19 protein-coding genes are annotated in these 17,751 nt (G+C 73.3%); 8 read left to right on the forward strand and 11 right to left on the reverse strand.

What is annotated here, in order from left to right; translation table 11 throughout:
• Positions 1–13 precede the first annotated feature (13 nt).
• Positions 14–511, reverse strand: a complete 498-nt coding sequence (locus AB0316_RS20430) for a MarR family transcriptional regulator (protein ID WP_366275046.1) — start codon at positions 509–511, stop codon at positions 14–16.
• Between the two features lie 40 nt (positions 512–551).
• Here AB0316_RS20430 and AB0316_RS20435 point away from each other — a divergent pair, with 40 nt between their 5' ends.
• From AB0316_RS20435 to AB0316_RS20460, 6 genes are all read left to right on the forward strand, one after another.
• Positions 552–1,727 carry an EamA family transporter gene (locus AB0316_RS20435; RefSeq protein ID WP_366275047.1) on the forward strand — a complete coding sequence of 392 codons (1,176 nt, stop codon included), beginning with the start codon at positions 552–554 and terminating at the stop codon, positions 1,725–1,727.
• Positions 1,625–2,926, forward strand: a complete 1,302-nt coding sequence (locus AB0316_RS20440) for an FAD-dependent oxidoreductase (protein WP_366275092.1) — start codon at positions 1,625–1,627, stop codon at positions 2,924–2,926. Before AB0316_RS20435 ends, AB0316_RS20440 begins: the two co-directional genes overlap by 103 nt.
• Positions 2,927–3,083: 157 nt before the next feature.
• Positions 3,084–3,941: an HAD family hydrolase gene (locus tag AB0316_RS20445; RefSeq protein WP_366275048.1), complete on the forward strand. Its 858-nt coding sequence runs from the start codon at positions 3,084–3,086 to the stop codon at positions 3,939–3,941.
• 104 nt (positions 3,942–4,045) lie between these two features.
• Complete coding sequence (locus AB0316_RS20450; RefSeq protein ID WP_366275049.1) at positions 4,046–4,486, forward strand: YciI family protein; 441 nt, start codon at positions 4,046–4,048, stop codon at positions 4,484–4,486.
• Positions 4,487–4,664: 178 nt separating this feature from the next.
• Positions 4,665–5,933, forward strand: coding sequence for an RNA polymerase sigma factor (locus tag AB0316_RS20455; protein WP_366275093.1), 1,269 nt, complete (start codon positions 4,665–4,667; stop codon positions 5,931–5,933).
• Positions 5,934–5,956: 23 nt separating this feature from the next.
• Complete coding sequence (locus AB0316_RS20460; protein WP_366275050.1) at positions 5,957–6,586, forward strand: hypothetical protein; 630 nt, start codon at positions 5,957–5,959, stop codon at positions 6,584–6,586.
• A 16-nt stretch (positions 6,587–6,602) separates the two neighbouring features.
• Here AB0316_RS20460 and AB0316_RS20465 read toward each other — a convergent pair whose 3' ends face one another.
• The 6 genes from AB0316_RS20465 to AB0316_RS20490 all read right to left on the reverse strand — a co-directional run bounded on the left by AB0316_RS20465 (position 6,603) and on the right by AB0316_RS20490 (position 11,744).
• Positions 6,603–7,679, reverse strand: a complete 1,077-nt coding sequence (locus AB0316_RS20465) for a TerC family protein (RefSeq protein ID WP_366275051.1) — start codon at positions 7,677–7,679, stop codon at positions 6,603–6,605.
• A gap of 171 nt (positions 7,680–7,850) precedes the next feature.
• On the reverse strand, positions 7,851–8,570 hold the full coding sequence (locus AB0316_RS20470) for an NADPH-dependent F420 reductase (RefSeq protein WP_366275095.1): 720 nt from the start codon (positions 8,568–8,570) through the stop codon (positions 7,851–7,853).
• A 27-nt stretch (positions 8,571–8,597) separates the two neighbouring features.
• Positions 8,598–9,995 carry a HAMP domain-containing sensor histidine kinase gene (locus AB0316_RS20475; protein WP_366275052.1) on the reverse strand — a complete coding sequence of 466 codons (1,398 nt, stop codon included), beginning with the start codon at positions 9,993–9,995 and terminating at the stop codon, positions 8,598–8,600.
• Positions 9,992–10,744, reverse strand: a complete 753-nt coding sequence (locus AB0316_RS20480; protein WP_366275053.1) for a response regulator transcription factor — start codon at positions 10,742–10,744, stop codon at positions 9,992–9,994. Before AB0316_RS20480 ends, AB0316_RS20475 begins: the two co-directional genes overlap by 4 nt.
• A 78-nt stretch (positions 10,745–10,822) precedes the next feature.
• The gene (locus tag AB0316_RS20485) at positions 10,823–11,311 is read right to left on the reverse strand and encodes a VTT domain-containing protein (RefSeq protein ID WP_366275054.1); all 489 of its coding nucleotides are present in this window, start codon (positions 11,309–11,311) and stop codon (positions 10,823–10,825) included.
• 10 nt (positions 11,312–11,321) lie between these two features.
• Positions 11,322–11,744: a VOC family protein gene (locus tag AB0316_RS20490; RefSeq protein WP_366275096.1), complete on the reverse strand. Its 423-nt coding sequence runs from the start codon at positions 11,742–11,744 to the stop codon at positions 11,322–11,324.
• Positions 11,745–11,921: 177 nt separating this feature from the next.
• Between AB0316_RS20490 and AB0316_RS20495 the strand changes: the two genes are divergently transcribed.
• Together AB0316_RS20495 and AB0316_RS20500 are read left to right on the forward strand one after the other, a co-directional pair.
• A complete protein-coding gene (locus AB0316_RS20495; protein ID WP_366275056.1) occupies positions 11,922–12,779 on the forward strand; it encodes a TrmH family RNA methyltransferase in 858 nt (285 codons plus the stop codon).
• Between the two features lie 152 nt (positions 12,780–12,931).
• Entirely contained in the window at positions 12,932–13,567 is a 636-nt protein-coding gene (locus AB0316_RS20500; protein ID WP_366275057.1) for a VOC family protein, read from the forward strand.
• 90 nt (positions 13,568–13,657) lie between these two features.
• Here AB0316_RS20500 and AB0316_RS20505 read toward each other — a convergent pair whose 3' ends face one another.
• The 4 genes from AB0316_RS20505 to AB0316_RS20520 form a co-directional block, all read right to left on the reverse strand.
• Positions 13,658–14,545 (reverse strand): hypothetical protein, encoded by an 888-nt coding sequence (locus AB0316_RS20505; protein ID WP_366275058.1) that lies wholly within the window; start codon positions 14,543–14,545, stop codon positions 13,658–13,660.
• Between the two features lie 230 nt (positions 14,546–14,775).
• On the reverse strand, positions 14,776–15,102 hold the full coding sequence (locus tag AB0316_RS20510; RefSeq protein ID WP_366275059.1) for a VOC family protein: 327 nt from the start codon (positions 15,100–15,102) through the stop codon (positions 14,776–14,778).
• Positions 15,103–15,177: 75 nt separating this feature from the next.
• Complete coding sequence (locus AB0316_RS20515; RefSeq protein WP_366275060.1) at positions 15,178–17,511, reverse strand: heavy metal translocating P-type ATPase; 2,334 nt, start codon at positions 17,509–17,511, stop codon at positions 15,178–15,180.
• Positions 17,508–17,729: a heavy metal-associated domain-containing protein gene (locus tag AB0316_RS20520; RefSeq protein WP_366275061.1), complete on the reverse strand. Its 222-nt coding sequence runs from the start codon at positions 17,727–17,729 to the stop codon at positions 17,508–17,510. Before AB0316_RS20520 ends, AB0316_RS20515 begins: the two co-directional genes overlap by 4 nt.
• Between the last annotated feature and the right edge of the window lie 22 nt (positions 17,730–17,751).

Consider the following 17,751-nt stretch of genomic DNA (forward strand, 5'->3'; position numbering starts at 1 on the left):
AAACCGCCGCGGCTCAGACCCCGAGCGAGCGGCCGAGCTTCGCGAGCAGGTCGGCGAGCGTCGACCGGTCCGCGGCGGTGAGGGCCTCGAGCAGGCGCGCCTCGTTGGCGAGGTGTGCCTCCACTGCCCGGTCCATCAGCTCACGTCCCTCGCGGGTCAGCGCGACGATGCGACTGCGCCGGTCGTCCTGGGCGGGCCGTCGCTCGACGAGCCCGGCCCGCTCGAGGCGGTCCAGGCGCTTGGTCACCGCTCCTGACGTCACCATCGTCTGCTCCATGAGCTCGGTGGGCCTGAGCTCGTAGGGCTCCCCGGTGCGCCGCAGCGTCGCGAGGAGGTCGAAGTCGCCCTCGCCCAGGCCGAACTCGGAGTAGACGTGCACCAGCTCCGACGTCAGGGCCAGGCCTACGCGGTGGAGGCGGCCGATCACGAGGATCGGCGAGGCGTCGAGGTCGGGGCGCGCGGCGGCCCACTGGTCGACGACGTGCTGGGCGTGGTCGGGCTGCTGGGTCATGCCGTGGAATATATCTTCCCCGGAAGGTAGATTACCTTCCATGGAAGGTAATCGCCGGGGCTGGTCGGACGCCGCCCTCACCGCCGTCCCCGCCGTCGTGTGGGGCTCCACGTATGCCGTCACGCAGCAGTGGCTGCCCCCGGGTCGTCCGCTGTTCGCCGCCACCGTGCGGGCACTGCCCGTCGGCCTGCTCATGGTGCTGTGGCTGCGATGCCTGCCCGAGCGGGACTGGTGGTGGCGCTCGCTCGTGCTCGGCGCCCTCAACATCGGCCTCTTCTACGCCCTGCTCTTCTTCGCGGCCTACCGCCTCCCGAGCGGCCTGGGCGCCACGCTCGTGGCCACCGCCCCGACAGTGACGATGGTCGTGAGCCGGATCCTGCTGGGGAAGCGACCGGCCCCCATCGCGGTGACAGCCGGCCTCGTCGGCCTTACGGGCGTCGCGCTGCTGGTGCTCCAGAACGGCTTCGACCGGCCGCTCGACGCGCTGGGCCTGGCCGCCGCCCTGCTCGCCGTGCTCCTCTCCTCGATCGGGTTCGTCCTCACACGCAAGTGGGCCCCGCCCGTCGCCGTGGTCACTGCGACCTCGTGGCAGCTGGTCGCGGGCGGTCTCGTGCTGCTGCCCCTCGGGCTGGCGGTCGAGGGAGCCCCGCCCGCGCTCGACCTGCCGGCCGTCGGTGCACTGCTCTATCTCGGCCTGCTCGGCAGCGGGGTCGCCTACGTCCTGTGGTTCAGGGGACTTGCCGTCCTGGGCCCGACGTCGGCGTCCATCATCGGACTGCTCAACCCGGTCGTCGGGGTGCTCCTCGGAGTCCTGCTCCTCGGCGAGCACTTCGGTCCGGTCCACCTGCTCGCGACGGTCCTCGTGCTCGGTAGCGTAGTCGTGGCGCAGGAACCGGTGCGGGTCCGCCTCGCACGTCTGACGGCCGGTCCCCGGCTAACGGGCCGACCGCCCCGAGCCGACCTGGTCCGGGGAGCCGGCCACGCGGCACACGACCCCGCTCTTCCGTCGACTGCCCCAGCGGGTCATGCTGTGGCATGGCAACCGACCACGCGCCCGACAGCGACCACACCTTCGACGTCATCGTCATCGGACTCGGCCCGGGCGGTGAGCAGGTGGCCGGCACCCTCGCCGAGCGCGGCCTGCGCGTCCTCGCCGTCGACCGCAACCTCGTCGGGGGCGAGTGCCCCTACTGGGGCTGCGTGCCCTCGAAGATGATGATCCGCGCCGCCGATGCGCTCGGCGAGGCCCGCCGCGTCGAGGGCCTGGCCGGCTCGGTCGGTGAGGTGCGGCCCGACTGGACGGTTGTCGCGAAGCGCATCCGCGAGGAGGCCACCGACGACTGGAACGACCACGTCGCCGTCGAGCGCCTCGAGGGCAAGGGCGCCACGGTGCTGCACGGCACCGGCCGGATCACCGGGCCGGGGCGGGTCGACGTCGACGGCACCGCGTACGCCGCCACGAAGGGGGTCGTCGTCAACCCGGGCACGACGCCTGCGGTCCCGCCGATCGAGGGGCTGCGCGACACGCCCTACTGGACCAACCACGAGATCATCGAGGCCGCCGAGCTGCCCGCCTCGCTCGTCGTCCTCGGTGGTGGCGCCATCGGCTGCGAGCTGAGCCAGGTCATGGCCCGCTTCGGGGTCGAGGTGACGATCGTCGAGGCGGCCGAGCGCATCCTGTCCCCCGAGGAGCCCGAGGCGTCCGAGAAGGTCACCGCGGCGCTCGAGGCCGACGGCATCACGGTCCGCGCGGGCGTCGGGGCCGACAAGGTGGGCCACGACGGCTCCATGTTCACGATCACGCTCGCCGACGGCTCCACGCTCGAGGCGGAGCGGCTCCTCGTCGCGACCGGTCGCCGTACGGACCCGGCCGCCGTCGGCCTCGACGCGGTGGGCGTCCCGTCCGACGCCCGCACCGCGCCCGTCGACGACCGCTGCCGCGTCACCGACAGCGTGTGGGCGGTCGGCGACATCACCGGCAAGGGCGCCTTCACGCACGTGTCGATGTACCAGGCGGGCATCGTGATCCGCGACGTCCTCGGTGAGGACGGGCCTCCGGCGGAGTATGCCGCCCTCCCGCGCGTCACCTTCACCGATCCCGAGGTCGGGGCGGTCGGGATGACCGAGAAGCAGGCCCGCGAGAAGCTCGCGAACGTCACGGTCGGCCTCGTGCCGCTCGGGGAGACGACCCGCGGCTGGATCGCCAAGGCCGACGGCTTCATCAAGGTCGTCGCTGATGCCGACCGGGGGGTCCTCGTGGGGGCGACGTCGATGGGACCGGCGGGCGGCGAGGTGCTCGGGGCGCTCGCCGTCGCGGTGCACGGGCAGGTGCCGGTCGACCGGATGCGGTCGATGATCTACGCCTACCCGACGCTGCACCGCGGCATCGAGACCGCGCTGGGCGACCTCTCCTGAACCGGTCGACCGCCTACCTCGCCACGTCAGTGACCCGCCTCGCGACTCACTGACGTGGCGACCGGCGGTCGACGCCTGGATGACGAGTCGATGACGACCCGGTGCGGGTGTCCCGTGGTCGCCGTGGCCCGGGCGAACCGGGAGATACGGTGAGCGCATGGCTCAGCGACTGCTCGCCCTCGATCTCGACGGCACGACCCTCAACCACCTCGGCGAGCTGTCCCCGCACGTCCGCGACGCCGTGCAGGCGCTGCCCGACGACGTCGCCGTCGTCATCGCGACCGGTCGTTCCATCCTCGCGACGACGCCGATCCTCGAGGCGCTCGGCCTGACCGAGGGCTACGCCGTCTGCTCGAACGGGGCGCTGACGCTGCAGCTGAGCCCGAGGTTCCCCGGCGGCTACTCGATCATCGACCAGGTGACGTTCGACCCGCGCGCGGTCCTCGAGAAGATGCGCGTCGAGCTGCCCGATGCCCTCATCGCGGTCGAGGAGCCGGGCGTCGGCTTCAAGGTGAGCAAGCACTTCCCGGACGGTGAACTCATGGGCAGCTCGCGCGAGGTCCCGTGGGAGGAGCTCGTCGCCAGCCCGGTCACCCGTGTCACCCTGCGCCAGCCGGAGTCGACGGCCGAGGAGTTCATGGAGCTCGTCGAGCGCGCCGGTCTCCACGAGGTGTCGTATGCCGTGGGCTGGTCCGCGTGGCTCGACATCAATCCGGAGGGGGTGTCCAAGGCCAGCGCGCTCGAGCTCGTGCGCCGGCAGCTGCGCGTCGAGCCGGTCCACACGGTCGCCTGCGGCGACCAGCGCAACGACCTCGAGATGCTGCACTGGGCGGCGTGGGGGGTCGCCATGGGAAACGCACCCGACGAGGTGAAGGCGGTTGCAGACGAGGTGGCCGGTCACGTCGACGAAGACGGTCTTGTGCCGATCCTCGAGGCGGTCGGCCGAGCCGCCCGCGACGGCGTGCCGTTCCGGCACGGGGTCGAGTCGGCCGCGACCGCCCGCCTCGAGCTCTGAGCCCGCCAGATCGTCCGGCACCTCGTGTCGAGAACCGGCCGTCTCGTTCGACGTGGGGGTGAGTCGGGCGCCACGGCCCGCACCAATCTCACGAGGAGAGCTCCATGCGCTTCATGATCATCGTCCCCGGCGGCCCCGAGACCGAGGCCGGCGTCACCGGCACCGAGCAGCAGTTCGCCGACATGCAGGCCTACAACGAGGAGATGTTCAAGGCCGGCGTCTTCGTCGACGGCGAGGGCCTGCACCCGACGTCCAAGGGTGCACGCCTGACCTACGACGACGGCGAGTGGACCGTGACGGACGGCCCGTTCGCCGAGGCGAAGGAGCTCATCGCCGGCTTCACGATCATCGACGTCAGCTCGCGGGAGGAGGCGATCGAGTGGCTGCGCAAGTGGCCCGCCTCGTGCGCCCCCGGGCCCGGCCAGGCGCTCGAGCTGCGCCAGGTCTTCGCGGCGGAGGACTTCGGCGAGGAGTACACCCCCGAGCTGCGCGAGCGCGAGGAGAGGATGCGAGCAGAGGCGGCGCGCAACGCCGCCCGGGGCTGAGCGACAGGACGATCCCTGCGTCAGTGTTGCGCCCAGCGAAACACTGACGCAGGGCGTGGCCGGGAACCTGCGGTCTTCGCCACGTCACTGCTGGGGGAGATGAAACAGTGTCGTGGTGACGAGCCGGAGCACGCCCAGCGACGACGACGTGAGCCGGACCCTCGAGGCGGTCTGGCGCATGGAGGCGGCCAAGGTCACGGCCGTCGTCGCCCGCCTCGTCGGGGACATCGGCCTCGCCGAGGACCTCGCGCAGGACGCCTTCGTGCAGGCGCTCGAGCAGTGGCCACGCGACGGCATACCGCATAAGCCGGGCGCCTGGCTCACCTCGACCGCACGACGCAGGGCCATCGACCGGATCCGGCGGGAGGTGAACCTCGCCGGCAAGCTGCAGCAGGTCGGGCACGCCGAGGAGCTGCGAGTGGCCGAGCTCGCCGAGGGAGACTTCGACGCAGCCCTCGAGGACATCGACGACGACGTCCTCGGGCTCGTCTTCGCCGCCTGCCACCCCGCTCTGACAGCTCAGGCGCGAATCTGCCTGACACTGCGGATGATCGCCGGACTGACCACGCGCGAGATCGCCCGGGCGTTCCTGACGACCGAGGCGACCGTGGCCCAGCGCATCTCGCGCGCGAAGAAGACCCTGCGACAGGACGGGGTCACGATCGAGGTGCCGTCCGGCGCCGAGCTGGCGCCGCGCCTCGCGTCGGTCCTCGAGGTGGTCTACCTCGTCTTCAACGAGGGGTATGCCGCGACGTCGGGGCGCGACTGGCTGCGCGGTGACCTGATGGAGGAGGCGATCCGGCTCGGCCGCGTGCTGTCGGCGCTCGCCCCGCGCGAGCCCGAGGTGCACGGGCTGCTCGCCCTCATGGAGGTCCAGGCCTCGCGCACCCGGGCACGCATCGGCCCGGGCGGCGAACCGGTCCTGCTGCTCGACCAGGACCGCACCCGGTGGGACTGGGCCCTGGTCAACCACGCCCTCGCCGAGCTCGACCGTGCGATGGCGCTCGTGGGCCCGGAGATCCGGGACGCCGGCCCGTACGTGCTGCAGGCGGCCATCGCCGCCTGCCACGCCCGAGCCCGCACCGCCGAGGCCACCGACTGGGCCCTCATCGCGGCGCTCTACGGACGGCTCGGGCAGGTCCGACCCTCGCCCGTCGTCGAGCTCAACCGCGCCGTGGCCCTGTCGTACGCGGAGGGCCCCGGGCCCGCCCTCGAGGTCGTCGACCGCCTGGTCGAGGCCGGTGCCCTCGGCGACTACCACCTGCTGCCGAGCGTCCGCGGGGACCTGCTGGCCCGGCTCGGTCGCGAGGAGGAGGCCCGCGCCGAGTTCGGCCGGGCCGCCGCGCTCACCCAGAACGAGGCCGAGCGGGCATTGCTGCAGCGCCGTGCCGGCGCGCCCGTCGACGGGCCCGAACACGATCCGAACATGACGCGAACGCAGCACTGACCTGTGTGGGAGACAGTGGAGCCATGAACAACGACACCCGCCGGAACGCCCGGTTCGCCCGCTCCTCCACCGCGCTCGGCGCGGCCGTCCTCGTGCTCGGCTGCCTCGGTCTCGGCGCCTGCTCGAAGGCCGACTCGTCCGCGGCACCCGCATCAACCGCCGGCCAGGTCCAGCAGCAGGGCGCCGGCAACGGCGTCGTCGACGGCGACACCATCGACCTCGTCAATGCCGCCCTCCAGACCCCAGCCGCCGACCAGACCGCGACCAACAAGGACGCCAAGGACGCGAAGGCCGACCGCAAGGGGTGGCGCGGCCAGCTCCTCCGGTCGCTGCACGCCACCTGGGTCACCGAGAGCAAGGCCGGCCCGGTCACCCACCAGGCGATCCGTGGCGAGGTCACCGCCGTGTCCGGCACCTCGGTGACGGTCAAGGCCAAGGACGGCTTCTCCCTGACCTGGACGGTCACCGGCAGCACCAAGGTCCGCGAGCGCCAGAACGGCAAGGGCGCGACCTCCAGCGTCGGCGCCGTCAAGGTCGGCTCGAAGGCCCTCGTCGTCGGTGTCGGCGCGAGCAACCCGACCGCCCGCGTCCTCGTCTTCAAGGCTGCCTCGTCCCAGCCCGCCGGCTCGCCCACCCCGAGCGCGACGAGCTGAGACGTCTGCCCCTCGCTCAGGCGCGGGTCGTGGGCGCCGGCGCGCCCTGCGCGTCCGGGCCGTCCGTCGGGTCGGCCTCACCGTTCCGGCCGGTGGCCAGGCTGGTCACCGTGACGACGGCGAGGATGCCGACGATGACGCCGAGCGAGAGCAGCGTGGGGATCTCCGGCACACCGGGCCACACGCCGTGCGCCCAGTGCAGCACGAGCTTGACGCCGATGAAGGCGAGGATCAGCGACAGCCCGTGCGCGAGGTGGACGAGCTTGGCCAGCGCCCCCTCGAGCAGGAAGTAGAGCGCGCGCAGGCCGAGCAGGGCGAAGGCGTTCGTGGCGAAGACGAGGTAGGCGTCCCCGGTGATGCCGTAGACCGCCGGCACGGAGTCGATGGCGAAGACGATGTCGGTGCCGAGGATCGCGATCGCCACGAGGGCCAGCGGCGTCAGGGCCCTGCCCCCGTCGCGACCGTCACGTCGCACGGTGAGCTGCGTGCCGGCATACGCGTCGGTGACCGGCAGGACCCGGCGGATCAGCCGCACGCTGCGCATCGAGTCGACGTCGATGTCGTGCTCGGCGTGCGACAGCGCATCGCGCCCGACCTTGACGGCGGTGGCGAGCAGGACCGCGCCGAAGAGCAGGAAGGTCCACGAGAAGCTCGCGATCATCTGCGCGCCCAGGGCGATGAAGACGCCGCGGAGCACCAGCGCGCCGCCGACCCCGATGAGCAGCACCCGCTGGCGCAGCTCCCGCGGCACGGCGAACGCCGAGAGCAGGATGATGAAGACGAAGAGGTTGTCGACCGACAGCGACTTCTCGACGAGGTAGCCGGTGTAGTACTCGACGCCCTGCTCCGAGCCGTAGCGCGACCAGAGCCAGCCGCCGAAGGCGAGGGGGACGGCGACGTAGAAGGCCGACCAGCCGACCGCCTCGCGCAGGCTCGGGTCGTGGGGTCGGCGCGTGATGAGGAAGTCGACGACGAAGAGCGCCGCGACACCGGCAATCGTCGCGATCCAGAGCGTCGGCGAGCCGATCGACTCGGTGGCGGTCGTGGCGGTCGTGGCGCTTGCCGGGATGGCCGCAGAGAGGTTCGAGAGCATGGGTCTCCTCAGAACGTGATGTCTGAGGTCTCCTTCACCGACTGCCGTCGGCCGCGGACCGGGGTGGCCGTGGGACCACCGTACTGACCGGTGCGCGCGAGGAAGTACTCCCCTCACCGGCCATCATACCGGGCGCCCGGCGGGAGCCGAGACGCCCCGCTGAGCTGGCGCTCAGACCTCGCGAGTGGCGCGCACGGCGAGGCCCGCGAGCTCGTCGGACGTGACGGGCTTCGCGCCGGCCGCCCAGTCGCTCGGGTCCTTGGCGTACTCGGTGCCGTATGCCGGCTGGCCGGGCTGGGTGCGCCAGCCCTCGGCCAGCGCGCCCAGGTCGAGGGTGTCGTAGCCGATGGCGTCCAGCGCCTTACGCACCGTCTCCTTGGCCGCGGGGTCGTCGCCGGCGATGGCCAGGGCGCTTCGGCCCTCGGCGCCGGAGTTCAGGTGTGGCTGGGCCAGGTCGCGCAGGTGCTGGAAGAAGATGTTGTTGAAGCCCTTGACGACGTGCGACTGCGGCAGGTGCGCCTGCAGCAGCTCGGAGCTGGTCGTCGAGCCGTCGTCGAGCGCCTCGATCTGGCCGTCGCGCTCGGGGTAGTAGTTCATCGTGTCGATGACGACCTTGCCGGCCAGCGCGTCGACGGGCACGTCCCGGTAGGCCTTGAGCGGGATCGTCACGACGACGACGTCGCCGGCCGATGCGGCCTCGGACGCGGTGGCAGCTCGCGCGTGCTCGCCGAGCTCCGCGACGAGGTCCGCGAGGGTCTCCGGCCCCCTGCTGTTGCTGAGCACGACGTCGTGGCCGGCCGCGATCGCGAGCCGGGCGACGGTGCTGCCGATGTTGCCGCTGCCGATGAATCCCCAGGTGGTCATGGAGTGGTCAACCCCGGGCGACCGCAGCCCATTCCGGGTGGAGTAGGGCTCAAGTCAGTCCGTCGCGCGGTGGGGCAGGCGCAGGGTGAAGCGCGCGCCCCCCTCGGGCGCGTGCCCGGCCTCGACCGTGCCGCCGAGCAGCTGCGCGAGCCGGGCGACGATGGCGAGGCCCAGGCCGGTGCCCACCGGGCGGAGCCCGCGGTAGCGCTGGTGCAGCACCGACGGCTCGAACGCGACCTCGAGGTCGTCGTCGGTCAGCCCGGGGCCGCCGTCACGGACCTCCAGCACGTCGACGTCTGCGCCGGGACCGTCCTCGCGGCGCACCTCCACGACGACGGGGAGCCCTGCCGGCGTGACGCGGAGGGCGTTCTCGAGCAGGCCGTCGAGGAGCTGGCGCACGCGCGTCGGGTCGGTCACGGTGGGGGCGTGCGCAACCGAGGCCACGAAGCTGAAGGGGACGCCGACCGCGGCGCACCGGCGTGACCAGACCGACTCGATCTCCCGGCCCAGCACGACGAGGTCGGTCGGCTGCGGCGCGAGGCTCGGCCGGTCGGCGCCGAGCCGCGCGAGGTCGAGCAGGTCCCCGACCAGGCGCTCCAGGCGGCCGGCCTCGGAGAGGACGACCTCGCCGACCCGGGCCGTGTCCTCCGCCGGCACGACCCCGGTCGCGAGCGACTCGGCGTAGCCGCTGATGCCGGTCAGTGGGGTGCGCAGGTCGTGCGACACCGAGAGGAGGAACTCCCGCTGGCGCGCCTCGGACCGGGTCAGGGAGCCGGTCAGCGAGTTGAGGGCGCTCGCGACCTCGGCCACCTCCTCGGGCCCCTCGACCGGCACGCGGACGTCGCGCCGACCGGCCGCCAGCGCGTGCGCCGCAGCGGCGGTCCGGCGCAGCGGACGCGAGAGGCGCCGGGCGACCGTGACGCTCACGGGCACGGCGACGAGGGTGGCCAGGGCCAGTGCCAGCAGGACCCGGCGCACCAGCCGGTCCGCGTCGGCCGTCGCGTCCGAGCGTCGCTGGACGAGCACGATGCCGCCGGCAGCAGTGGGACGCCCCTCGACGAGCACCGCCGTGCCGCCGAGGACGTCGACGGCCGAGACGGTGCGGCCGGCGAGCAGGACCTCCTGCCGTGCCGGGGTGAGGGCGGCCGCCGCCAGCGGGCTGGTGGAGACCACGGCCCCGTGGCGCCCGACGCTCGCGGACTCGATGCCGACGGCCCCGAGGGTCCGGACCGCGCGGTTCTGGGACGCGCGCGCGGTCGAGGTCCCGAAATCGGCTCGCTCGGAGGCCGCATCGGCGATGCGGGACAGCGTGCTGCGGGCTGCGTCGTCGGCCGAGGCGCGCGTCAGGCCGAACGCGAGCGCCCCGGCGAGCAGCGCCGTGAGGACGGCGATGCCGACGGCCAGCAGCACGACCTGCCGCGACAACGAGGGGCGCCGGGCGCTCGCGGTCACGCCCGTGGCCGCCGGTCGTCGTCACCGGCGCGCGGAGCCCGCTCGGCGGCATACCCGACGGATCGCAAGGTGCGGATCGGGCTGGCGGCGCCGAGCTTGGCGCGGACTTGGGCGACGTGGACGTCGACGGTGCGCGCCCCCGCGGTCGCGGCGTACCCCCACACCTCGCTGAGCAGCTGCTCGCGGGTGAAGACGACCCCGGGCCGGCGCATCAGGTGAGCGAGCAAGTCGAACTCCGTCGCCGTGAGGCCGATCTCGCGGTCGGCGACGCGCACCTCGTGACTGGACAGGTCGACGGTCAGCTCGCCCGAGCGCAGCATCTGTGGCCCAGCGAGGTCGCCCCGGGTGCGGCGCAGGACGCCGGTGAGCCGCGCGACGAGCTCGCGCGGGGAGAAGGGCTTGGTGACGTAGTCGTCGGCACCGAGCTCGAGGCCGACGATGCGGTCGACCTCGTCGTCGCGGGCCGTCACGAAGAGCACCGGTGTCCAGTCGCCCCGGGCGCGCAGGCGGCGGCACACCTCGATGCCGTCGAGCTCGGGGAGGCCGATGTCGAGCACGACAGCGCTGGGCCGCAGGTCGCGTATCGCACCGAGGGCGCTCACGCCGTCACCGACGACCTCGACGCCGTAGCCCGCCGCGCGCAGGTTGAGCCTCAGCACGTCGGCGATGGCCGGCTCGTCCTCGACGACGAGCACGAGGCCGCGACTGGGGGCGACGGCGTCGCGGTTCGCCTCGGCTGCGGTGGACACGCTCGCAGCGTAGTGAGCGTCGGTGTCACCGGGGCCACACGCGTGTTCGGACCGTGTTCGGGCCGTGGCCGGCAGGCGTCAGGGCGCGGCGGGCGCGGGCGCCTCGGGGACCGGACCGCGGCTGCGGCGGCGGCGAACCACGAGCCCGACCCCGGCCACGAGGGCCACGGCGACGATGGCCAGTCCCCACCACGAGCCGGCCTCGGCGGCCAGCCAGGCCCGCACGACCGCCAGGCCCACCGTCGCGTAGAGCGCCGCCCACATCGCCGACCCGACGACCGCAGCAGGCACGTAGAGCCGCAGCGGCATGCGTACGGCCCCCGCCGTCAGGTGCACCGCGGTCTGCACCCCGACCGTCAGGTAGGACAGCGTGACCGCGAGCGGACCGAGCCGGCGCAGCAGGGCCTCGGCCCGCGCCGCCAGCTCGCCGTGCGTGCCGCGGTAGCGCTGCCAGCCCGCGACCGCGCCGCGTCCGACCCAGTAGGTGCCGTGGGAGCGGACCGTGGCGCTCGCGAAGAGGGCGAGGAAGGCCCACCGGAACGGCAGCGCGGCCAGCGTGTCGAGCATGGCCATGAGCCTAGGGGGAGCCGGTCGCCGGCTCTCGGGGCGGAGCGACGAGCAGGCAGAACGGGTGGCCGGCCGGGTCGGCGAGCACGACGAGCGGCTCGTCCTCGTCGTCGCGGCGGTCGAGCAGCGCCTGCGCGCCCAAGGCGAGGGCCCGGTCACGGTGCCGCTCGAGGGCGGCCACGTCGGGCACGGCGTAGTCGACGTGCAGCTGCATCGGCACCTCGTGGGAGGGCCACGTGGAGCGGGGGAGCGGGCCGTCGACGCGCTGGAACGCCAGGCGCCGCACGCCGTCCGCGTCGAGCAGCACGAGCCAGTCGGCCTCGTCGGCGCCCTCGGCGGGCGGCTCGTCGCCCGGGCGGTAGCGCAGCCCGAGCAGCTCCCGGTAGAACTCGGCGAGCCCGCGGGCGTCCGTCGTGTCCAGGGCCGTGTGCATCAGGCGGGGGTACGCGTCCTGCTCCGTCACGGGTCCTCCTCGGTGGCGTCCTCCCCACCGTAGAGCCGTCGGTGCCACGACGTGCGCTTCGCGTCACCCGTGGCGGATGTGGCGGCGTGGCGTGACACGAAGCGCACGTCGTGCGACCGAGCGCGTGAGTGGGATGCTGGGCCTGCCATGACGAACCCCACGCGCCCGCCCCGCGAGCGGACCATCACGTCCGCGTCCAACCCGCGGCTGAAGTCCGTGCTCGCCCTGCGCCGGCGCCGCACCCGCGAGGAGACCGGACAGACGCTCGTCGAGGGCTACGAGGAGATCGGCCTGGCTCTCTCCTCCGGGGTGCGGCCCGGCACCGTCTACGTCTGCGAGGAGCTCTTCAGCCCCGCCGGGCGCGCGGGCTCGCAGGACATCGGACACCAGGACGACCTGCTGGCCCGGCTGCGCGACGACCGGGTCGAGGTCGTGCACCTGAGCCGCGGCGCCTTCGAGAAGGTCAGCTACCGCGAGGGCCCCGACGGCCTCCTCGCCGTCGTCGGCCGCGTCGGCGTCACGCTCGACGACCTGCGCGTCGACGGGCCCGACCACCTGACCCTGCTCAGCCAGGGGGTCGAGAAGCCCGGCAACCTCGGCGCCATGCTGCGCACCGCCGACGCCGCCGGGGTCGACGCCGTGGTCGCCGCCGATCCCGTCACCGACTGGGGCAACCCCAACGTCGTGCGCGCGAGCAAGGGGACCGTCTTCGCGGTGCCGGCCGCCAGCGCCACGACCGCCGAGGCCCTCGACTGGCTCAAGAGCCACGACATCCGGCTCGTCGTCACCACTCCCGAGACCGACCTGCTGCACACCGACGTCGACTACACCGGACGCGTGGCCATCGCCGTCGGCAGCGAGAAGCACGGCGCCGACCGCACCCTGCTCGAGGCCGCGACGCAGCGCGTCCGCATCCCGATGCGCGGGAAGGCCAACAGCCTCAACGTCGCCGCGTCGGCTGCCATCGTGCTCTACGAGGCGGTCCGCCAGCGCGACCGCCGCTGAGCGTCTTGCCCAGGCGGCGCACCCTCCGAACGGCGGCGAGACGGCATACGAGATGACGCCCGTGTTTCGACCGTGTGACGGTTGGGACGAGCGCTAGCGGGTAGGGGTGGGGTGGTCAAGAGCACCCCTTGGCGTGTGTCACGATGTTCTGTATGCGAGTTGACCACGTCTCCTATGCAGCGGAGGCCGGTGGCCTCAAGGCCACAGCCGCCCGGCTGTCCGAGCTCATCGGCGTCGCGCCGGTCGACGGAGGGGTGCATCCCCGGTTCGGCACGCGCAACGTGATCTTCCCCCTGGCCAAGGACCACTACCTCGAGGTCGTCGAGGTGCTGGACCACCCCGCCTCCGACAAGGCTCCCTTCGGGCAGGCCGTCCGCGCCGCGTCCGAGGCCGGCGGCGGCTGGCTGGGCTGGGTCGTCGCCGTCGACGACATCAGCGCCGTCGAGCAGCGCCTCGGCCGCGAGGCGGTCCTCGGCAACCGCCACCGCCCCGACGGCACCGAGCTCAAGTGGCGCCAGGTCGGCATCAAGGGCCTAATGGCCGACCCGCAGGTCCCCTACTTCATCGAGTGGGACGACATGACGGTGCACCCGTCGGCGGGCGCCGACACGTCGGTCTCGATCGACGACCTCCAGATCGCCGGCGACCCCAAGCGGGTGCGCGAGTGGCTCGGCCCGGACGACACGTTCGACAAGGGCGGCATCCACTTCACCTTCGTCGCGCCGCACGGCACCCCGGGCCTGCTCTCGGTCACCTTCGACACCCCCAACGGCAAGGTCACCATCTGACCTTCCCCCCTCGACTCGCACGCGAAGCGGCGGCCACCCTCGTCCGGGTGGCCGCCGCTTCGTCGTGCCCGAGGCCGTATGCCGTCCGGCTCAGTCGGCCGAGCCGCGCTCGTCCGCGGTGGCCGACCTCTTCGCCCGGACCGCCAGGCCGCTCAGCCCCAGACCCACGACGACGGCCACGACGAGCCCGACGAGCGGCGGTGAGAGCGGCGCGCCCCAGGCCGTGAGGGTGGTCGACAGTGATCCCCGGAACACGCGCGTCCCGTCGACGAGCAGGTCCTGCAGGTCGGTGGATCGTGGCCGGGTGCCGCGGAGAGACTCGAGGACGTAGCGGGCGGCGGTGAGCGCGGCAGCGGTGAGCACGAGCAGGCCGAGGGCGCCGACCCACGCCGCTGCCCGGGCTGCGACCCGGCTGCGTGCGGTGCCGGCGAGGAGCGCACCGACCACGGCTCCGGAGAGCGCTGCGAGCGCCGTCGGCAGCCACGTGGCCGCGGAGGCGTCGCGGGTCGCGCCGACCACGAGCTGGCCGACCCAGTCCGCGCCGACCACGACCGCCGACGCGGCCGCCACGACCCGCAGGGCCGGGCCGCCGAGGGAGACCGCCAGCCCGAGGACCAGGCCCACGACGGACCCGGCGACCGTCAGCCCGATGAAGGCGAGCCGCACCTGCTGGGCGGTGCTGCCGGAGCCGCCGAGGTCGGGGTCGGGTGCCAGGGTCTGGGCCACCGCCCACGTCGTGGCCACGGCCGCGCCGAGCGTCGCAACCGCCACGAGCAGCTGCCGGTGCGAGCGGCGCGCCGTGCGCCACGCGGGTGCCAGACCGGCCAGCACACCGGCCGTGACCGTGACGACGAGCAGGAGGGGGAGCAGCTGGTGGTGATAGGGCAGCAACGCCTCCCGCAGGTCGTTGCGCGGGTTCCACGGCGTGCCGAACGTGCCGCCACCGGTCCGTCGCACGAGCCAGGGCAGCAGCCCCACCAGCCACCCGAGGACGGCAAGTGGAAAGACGGGCCAAGACCTCGCGCGCAGGGGCTCGTCGGGTGGAGGTCCGAGCCGGTCCGGTGGTGTCGGCGTGGCCGCTGGAGGGCTCGCCCCTGTCGTCGACGTCATCGTCGTTCTCCCCTGTCGTGTGCCCGCGCCGGTGCGGCGCTGGGCCTCGACGACATCAGAGGTCAGCGCCGCCTGTCAAAGGCGGCCGGGCGACGGGCTCAGCTCTCGAGGCAGAACTCGTTGCCCTCCGGGTCGGCCATGACGACGACGTCGCCGTCAGCGCCGGTGACGGTCGCGCCCAGGGCGACGAGCCTGTCGACCTCGTCCTCGACGGGTCCGACCGCTCGGAGGTCGAAGTGCTGGCGGTTCTTCGCCGTCTTGGGCTCGGGCACCGGCTGGAACCACAGGGTGGGACCGCCCCAGCCGGCCGGCTCGACCCAGGCGCGACGGTCCGTGCTGTCCTCGTCGACGTTCGAGCCGAGGGCGGCCGCCCAGAAGGCCGCGAGCCGCAGCGGGTCCGAACAGTCGAACGTCACCGACTTCACGAAGCACACCATGGACCGGACCTACCCGCCGGCCAGGAGGTCCTGACCGGCGAGCGACAAGGTCCAGCGGCGCGGTCAGCGGCTCCAGCGCTTGAGGCGCAGTGAGTTGCTGACGACGAGGACCGACGACAGCGCCATCGTGGCCCCGGCGATCATCGGGTTGAGCAGGCCGAACGCCGCGAGCGGGATGGCGGCCGTGTTGTAGCCGAAGGCCCAGGCGAGGTTCTGCTTGATGATGCGCAGGGTCTCGCGGGACAGGCCGATGGCGTCACCGACGGCGTCGAGGTCGGGGCGCACCAGGACGATGTCGGCGGAGTCCATGGCGACGTCCGTCCCCGAGCCCATCGCCAGGCCGAGGTCGGCCTGGGCCAGGGCGGCCGCGTCGTTGACCCCGTCGCCGACCATGGCCACGACCTTGCCGGACTGCTGCAGTGCCGTGACGACCTCGTGCTTCTGCGCCGGCATGACCTCGGCGCGCACGTTGGCCTGGTCGATGCCGACCTGCTCGGCGACGCTGCGTGCGTTGGACAGGCTGTCGCCGGTCAGCAGGTAGGGCGTGAGGCCGAGCGCCCGCAGCCGCGCGACGGCGGCCGTGGACGACTCCCGCACCGTGTCCTCGACGGTGAGGGCGGCCTGGGCCACCCCGTCCCAGCCGACGAAGACGGTGGTGCCGGCGTGGCTGCGGGCGTGCTCGAGCAGCTCGGGGTCGACTCTCTCGAAGAGCACATCCTTGCCGACCGTCACCTCGGTGTCCTTGATCCGCGCCGTCGCGCCCTCGCCGGGGTTGGCCTGGAAGTCGGTGATGCGCGGCAGGTCGAGGTGGGCGAGGCGGGCGCCGGCGACGACCGCGTGGGCCACGGGGTGCTCGCTGCCCTGCTCGACGGCGGCCGCGGCCGTGAGCGCGGCCTTCTTCGAGAGCTTGCCGCGCACCGCGATGCTGCGCAGCCGCAGCTCGCCGGTGGTGATGGTGCCGGTCTTGTCGAGCACGACGGTGTCGACGCGGCGGGTGTCCTCGAGCACCTGCGGGCCCTTGATGAGGGTGCCGAGCTGGGCACCGCGGCCGGTTCCGACCAGCAGCGCCGTGGGCGTGGCGAGGCCGAGCGCACAGGGGCAGGCGATGATCAGGACGGTGACGGCCACGGCCAGGGCGGTGCCGACGTCGTGGCCGGTGACGAGCCAGCCCACGAAGGTGACGAGGGCGAGCACGAGCACGACCGGGACGAAGACGGCCGAGACCCGGTCGGCCAGGCGCTGCACGTCGGCCTTGCCGGTCTGGGCGCTCTCGACGAGGCGCTGGATCCCGGCGAGCATGGTGTCGGCGCCGACCTTGCGGGCCTCGACGACGATCCGGCCGGTGCTGTTGACGGCGCCACCGGTCACCTCGTCCCCGGCGGCCACGTCGACCGGGGTCGACTCGCCGGTGACCAGACTGGCGTCCACGGCGCTCGAGCCCTCGATCACGACGCCGTCGGTGGCGACCTTCTCGCCCGGTCGCACGACGAAGTGGTCGCCGACGACGAGCTCGCCGACGGGGATGCGGGTCTCGCCGGTCACCCGGGTGCGCGGGTCGATGCGCAGCACCGAGACGTCCTTGGCGCCGAGGTCGAGCAGGGACCGCAGGGCGTCGCGGCCGGAGTCCTTGGCGCGCGCCTCGAGGAACCGGCCGGTGAGCAGGAAGGTCGTCACGACCGCGGCGACCTCGAAGTAGAGGTGCATCCCGCCCTGCAGCAGCTCCACGACGGAGTAGCCCCAGGCCGCGAGCACGCCGAGCGAGACGAGGGTGTCCATGGTGGAGGCCAGGTGCCGCGCGTTGACTGCGGCGGCCCGGTGGAAGGGCCAGGCGCACCAGAAGACGACGGGGGTGGCCAGGAGGAACTGCAGCCACGGGCTGGCAGCGAACGCCGGCAGCACCATGGCCAGCAGCAGCACCGGGACCGTCAGGGCGATCGCGGTGACGAGCCGGGGCTTGAGCACGTCCTGGGCCGGCGTGTGGTCGAGGTGGTCGGTGTGGTCGATGTGGTCGGTCTGGTCGGTGCGGTCACCGTGCTCGCCGTGACTGGGCCCGGCGGGAGACGGCGCGCTCGGCGCGCTGTGCCGCGCCAGCTCCTTCGCGCGCAGCTTCTCCAGCAGCGCCCCGGCGCCCGGCCGCTCGCCGCTGTCGATGACGGTGGCGCCGTAGCCGGTCTTCTTCACCTCGGCCACGATCTGCTCGACCGTGACGGGGGCGGTGAAGGCCACGAGGGCCTTCTCGGTGGCGAGGTTGACGCTGGCCGACTCGACCCCGGCGACCTTGGAGAGCTTGCGCTCGATGCGCGCCGAGCACGAGGCGCAGGTCATGCCGGTGATGGCGAGGCGGACCTCGTCGGGGGCCCGCTCGCCGGTCGTCACGGGCGCCTGGCCGGTGCTCATCGGAGGCTGTAGCCCGCCTCGGCGACGGCGGACGCGACGGTGGCCGGGTCGAGGGGGGCCTCGCTGGTGATGGTCACGGGCGAGTCCTCGCCCGGGTGCAGGTCGACGGCGACCGCGACGACGCCGGGCAGGGCTGACAGCTCCTCGCTGACGGCGGCGGTGCAGTGCCCGCACGTCATGCCGGCGACGGTGATCTCGGTCTGGGTGGTCTCACTCATCGGGTGCCTCCTCGGGCCTCGG

The sequence above is a fragment of the Terrabacter sp. NPDC080008 genome, from assembly GCF_040702505.1.
In the GTDB taxonomy this organism is placed as follows: domain Bacteria; phylum Actinomycetota; class Actinomycetes; order Actinomycetales; family Dermatophilaceae; genus Terrabacter.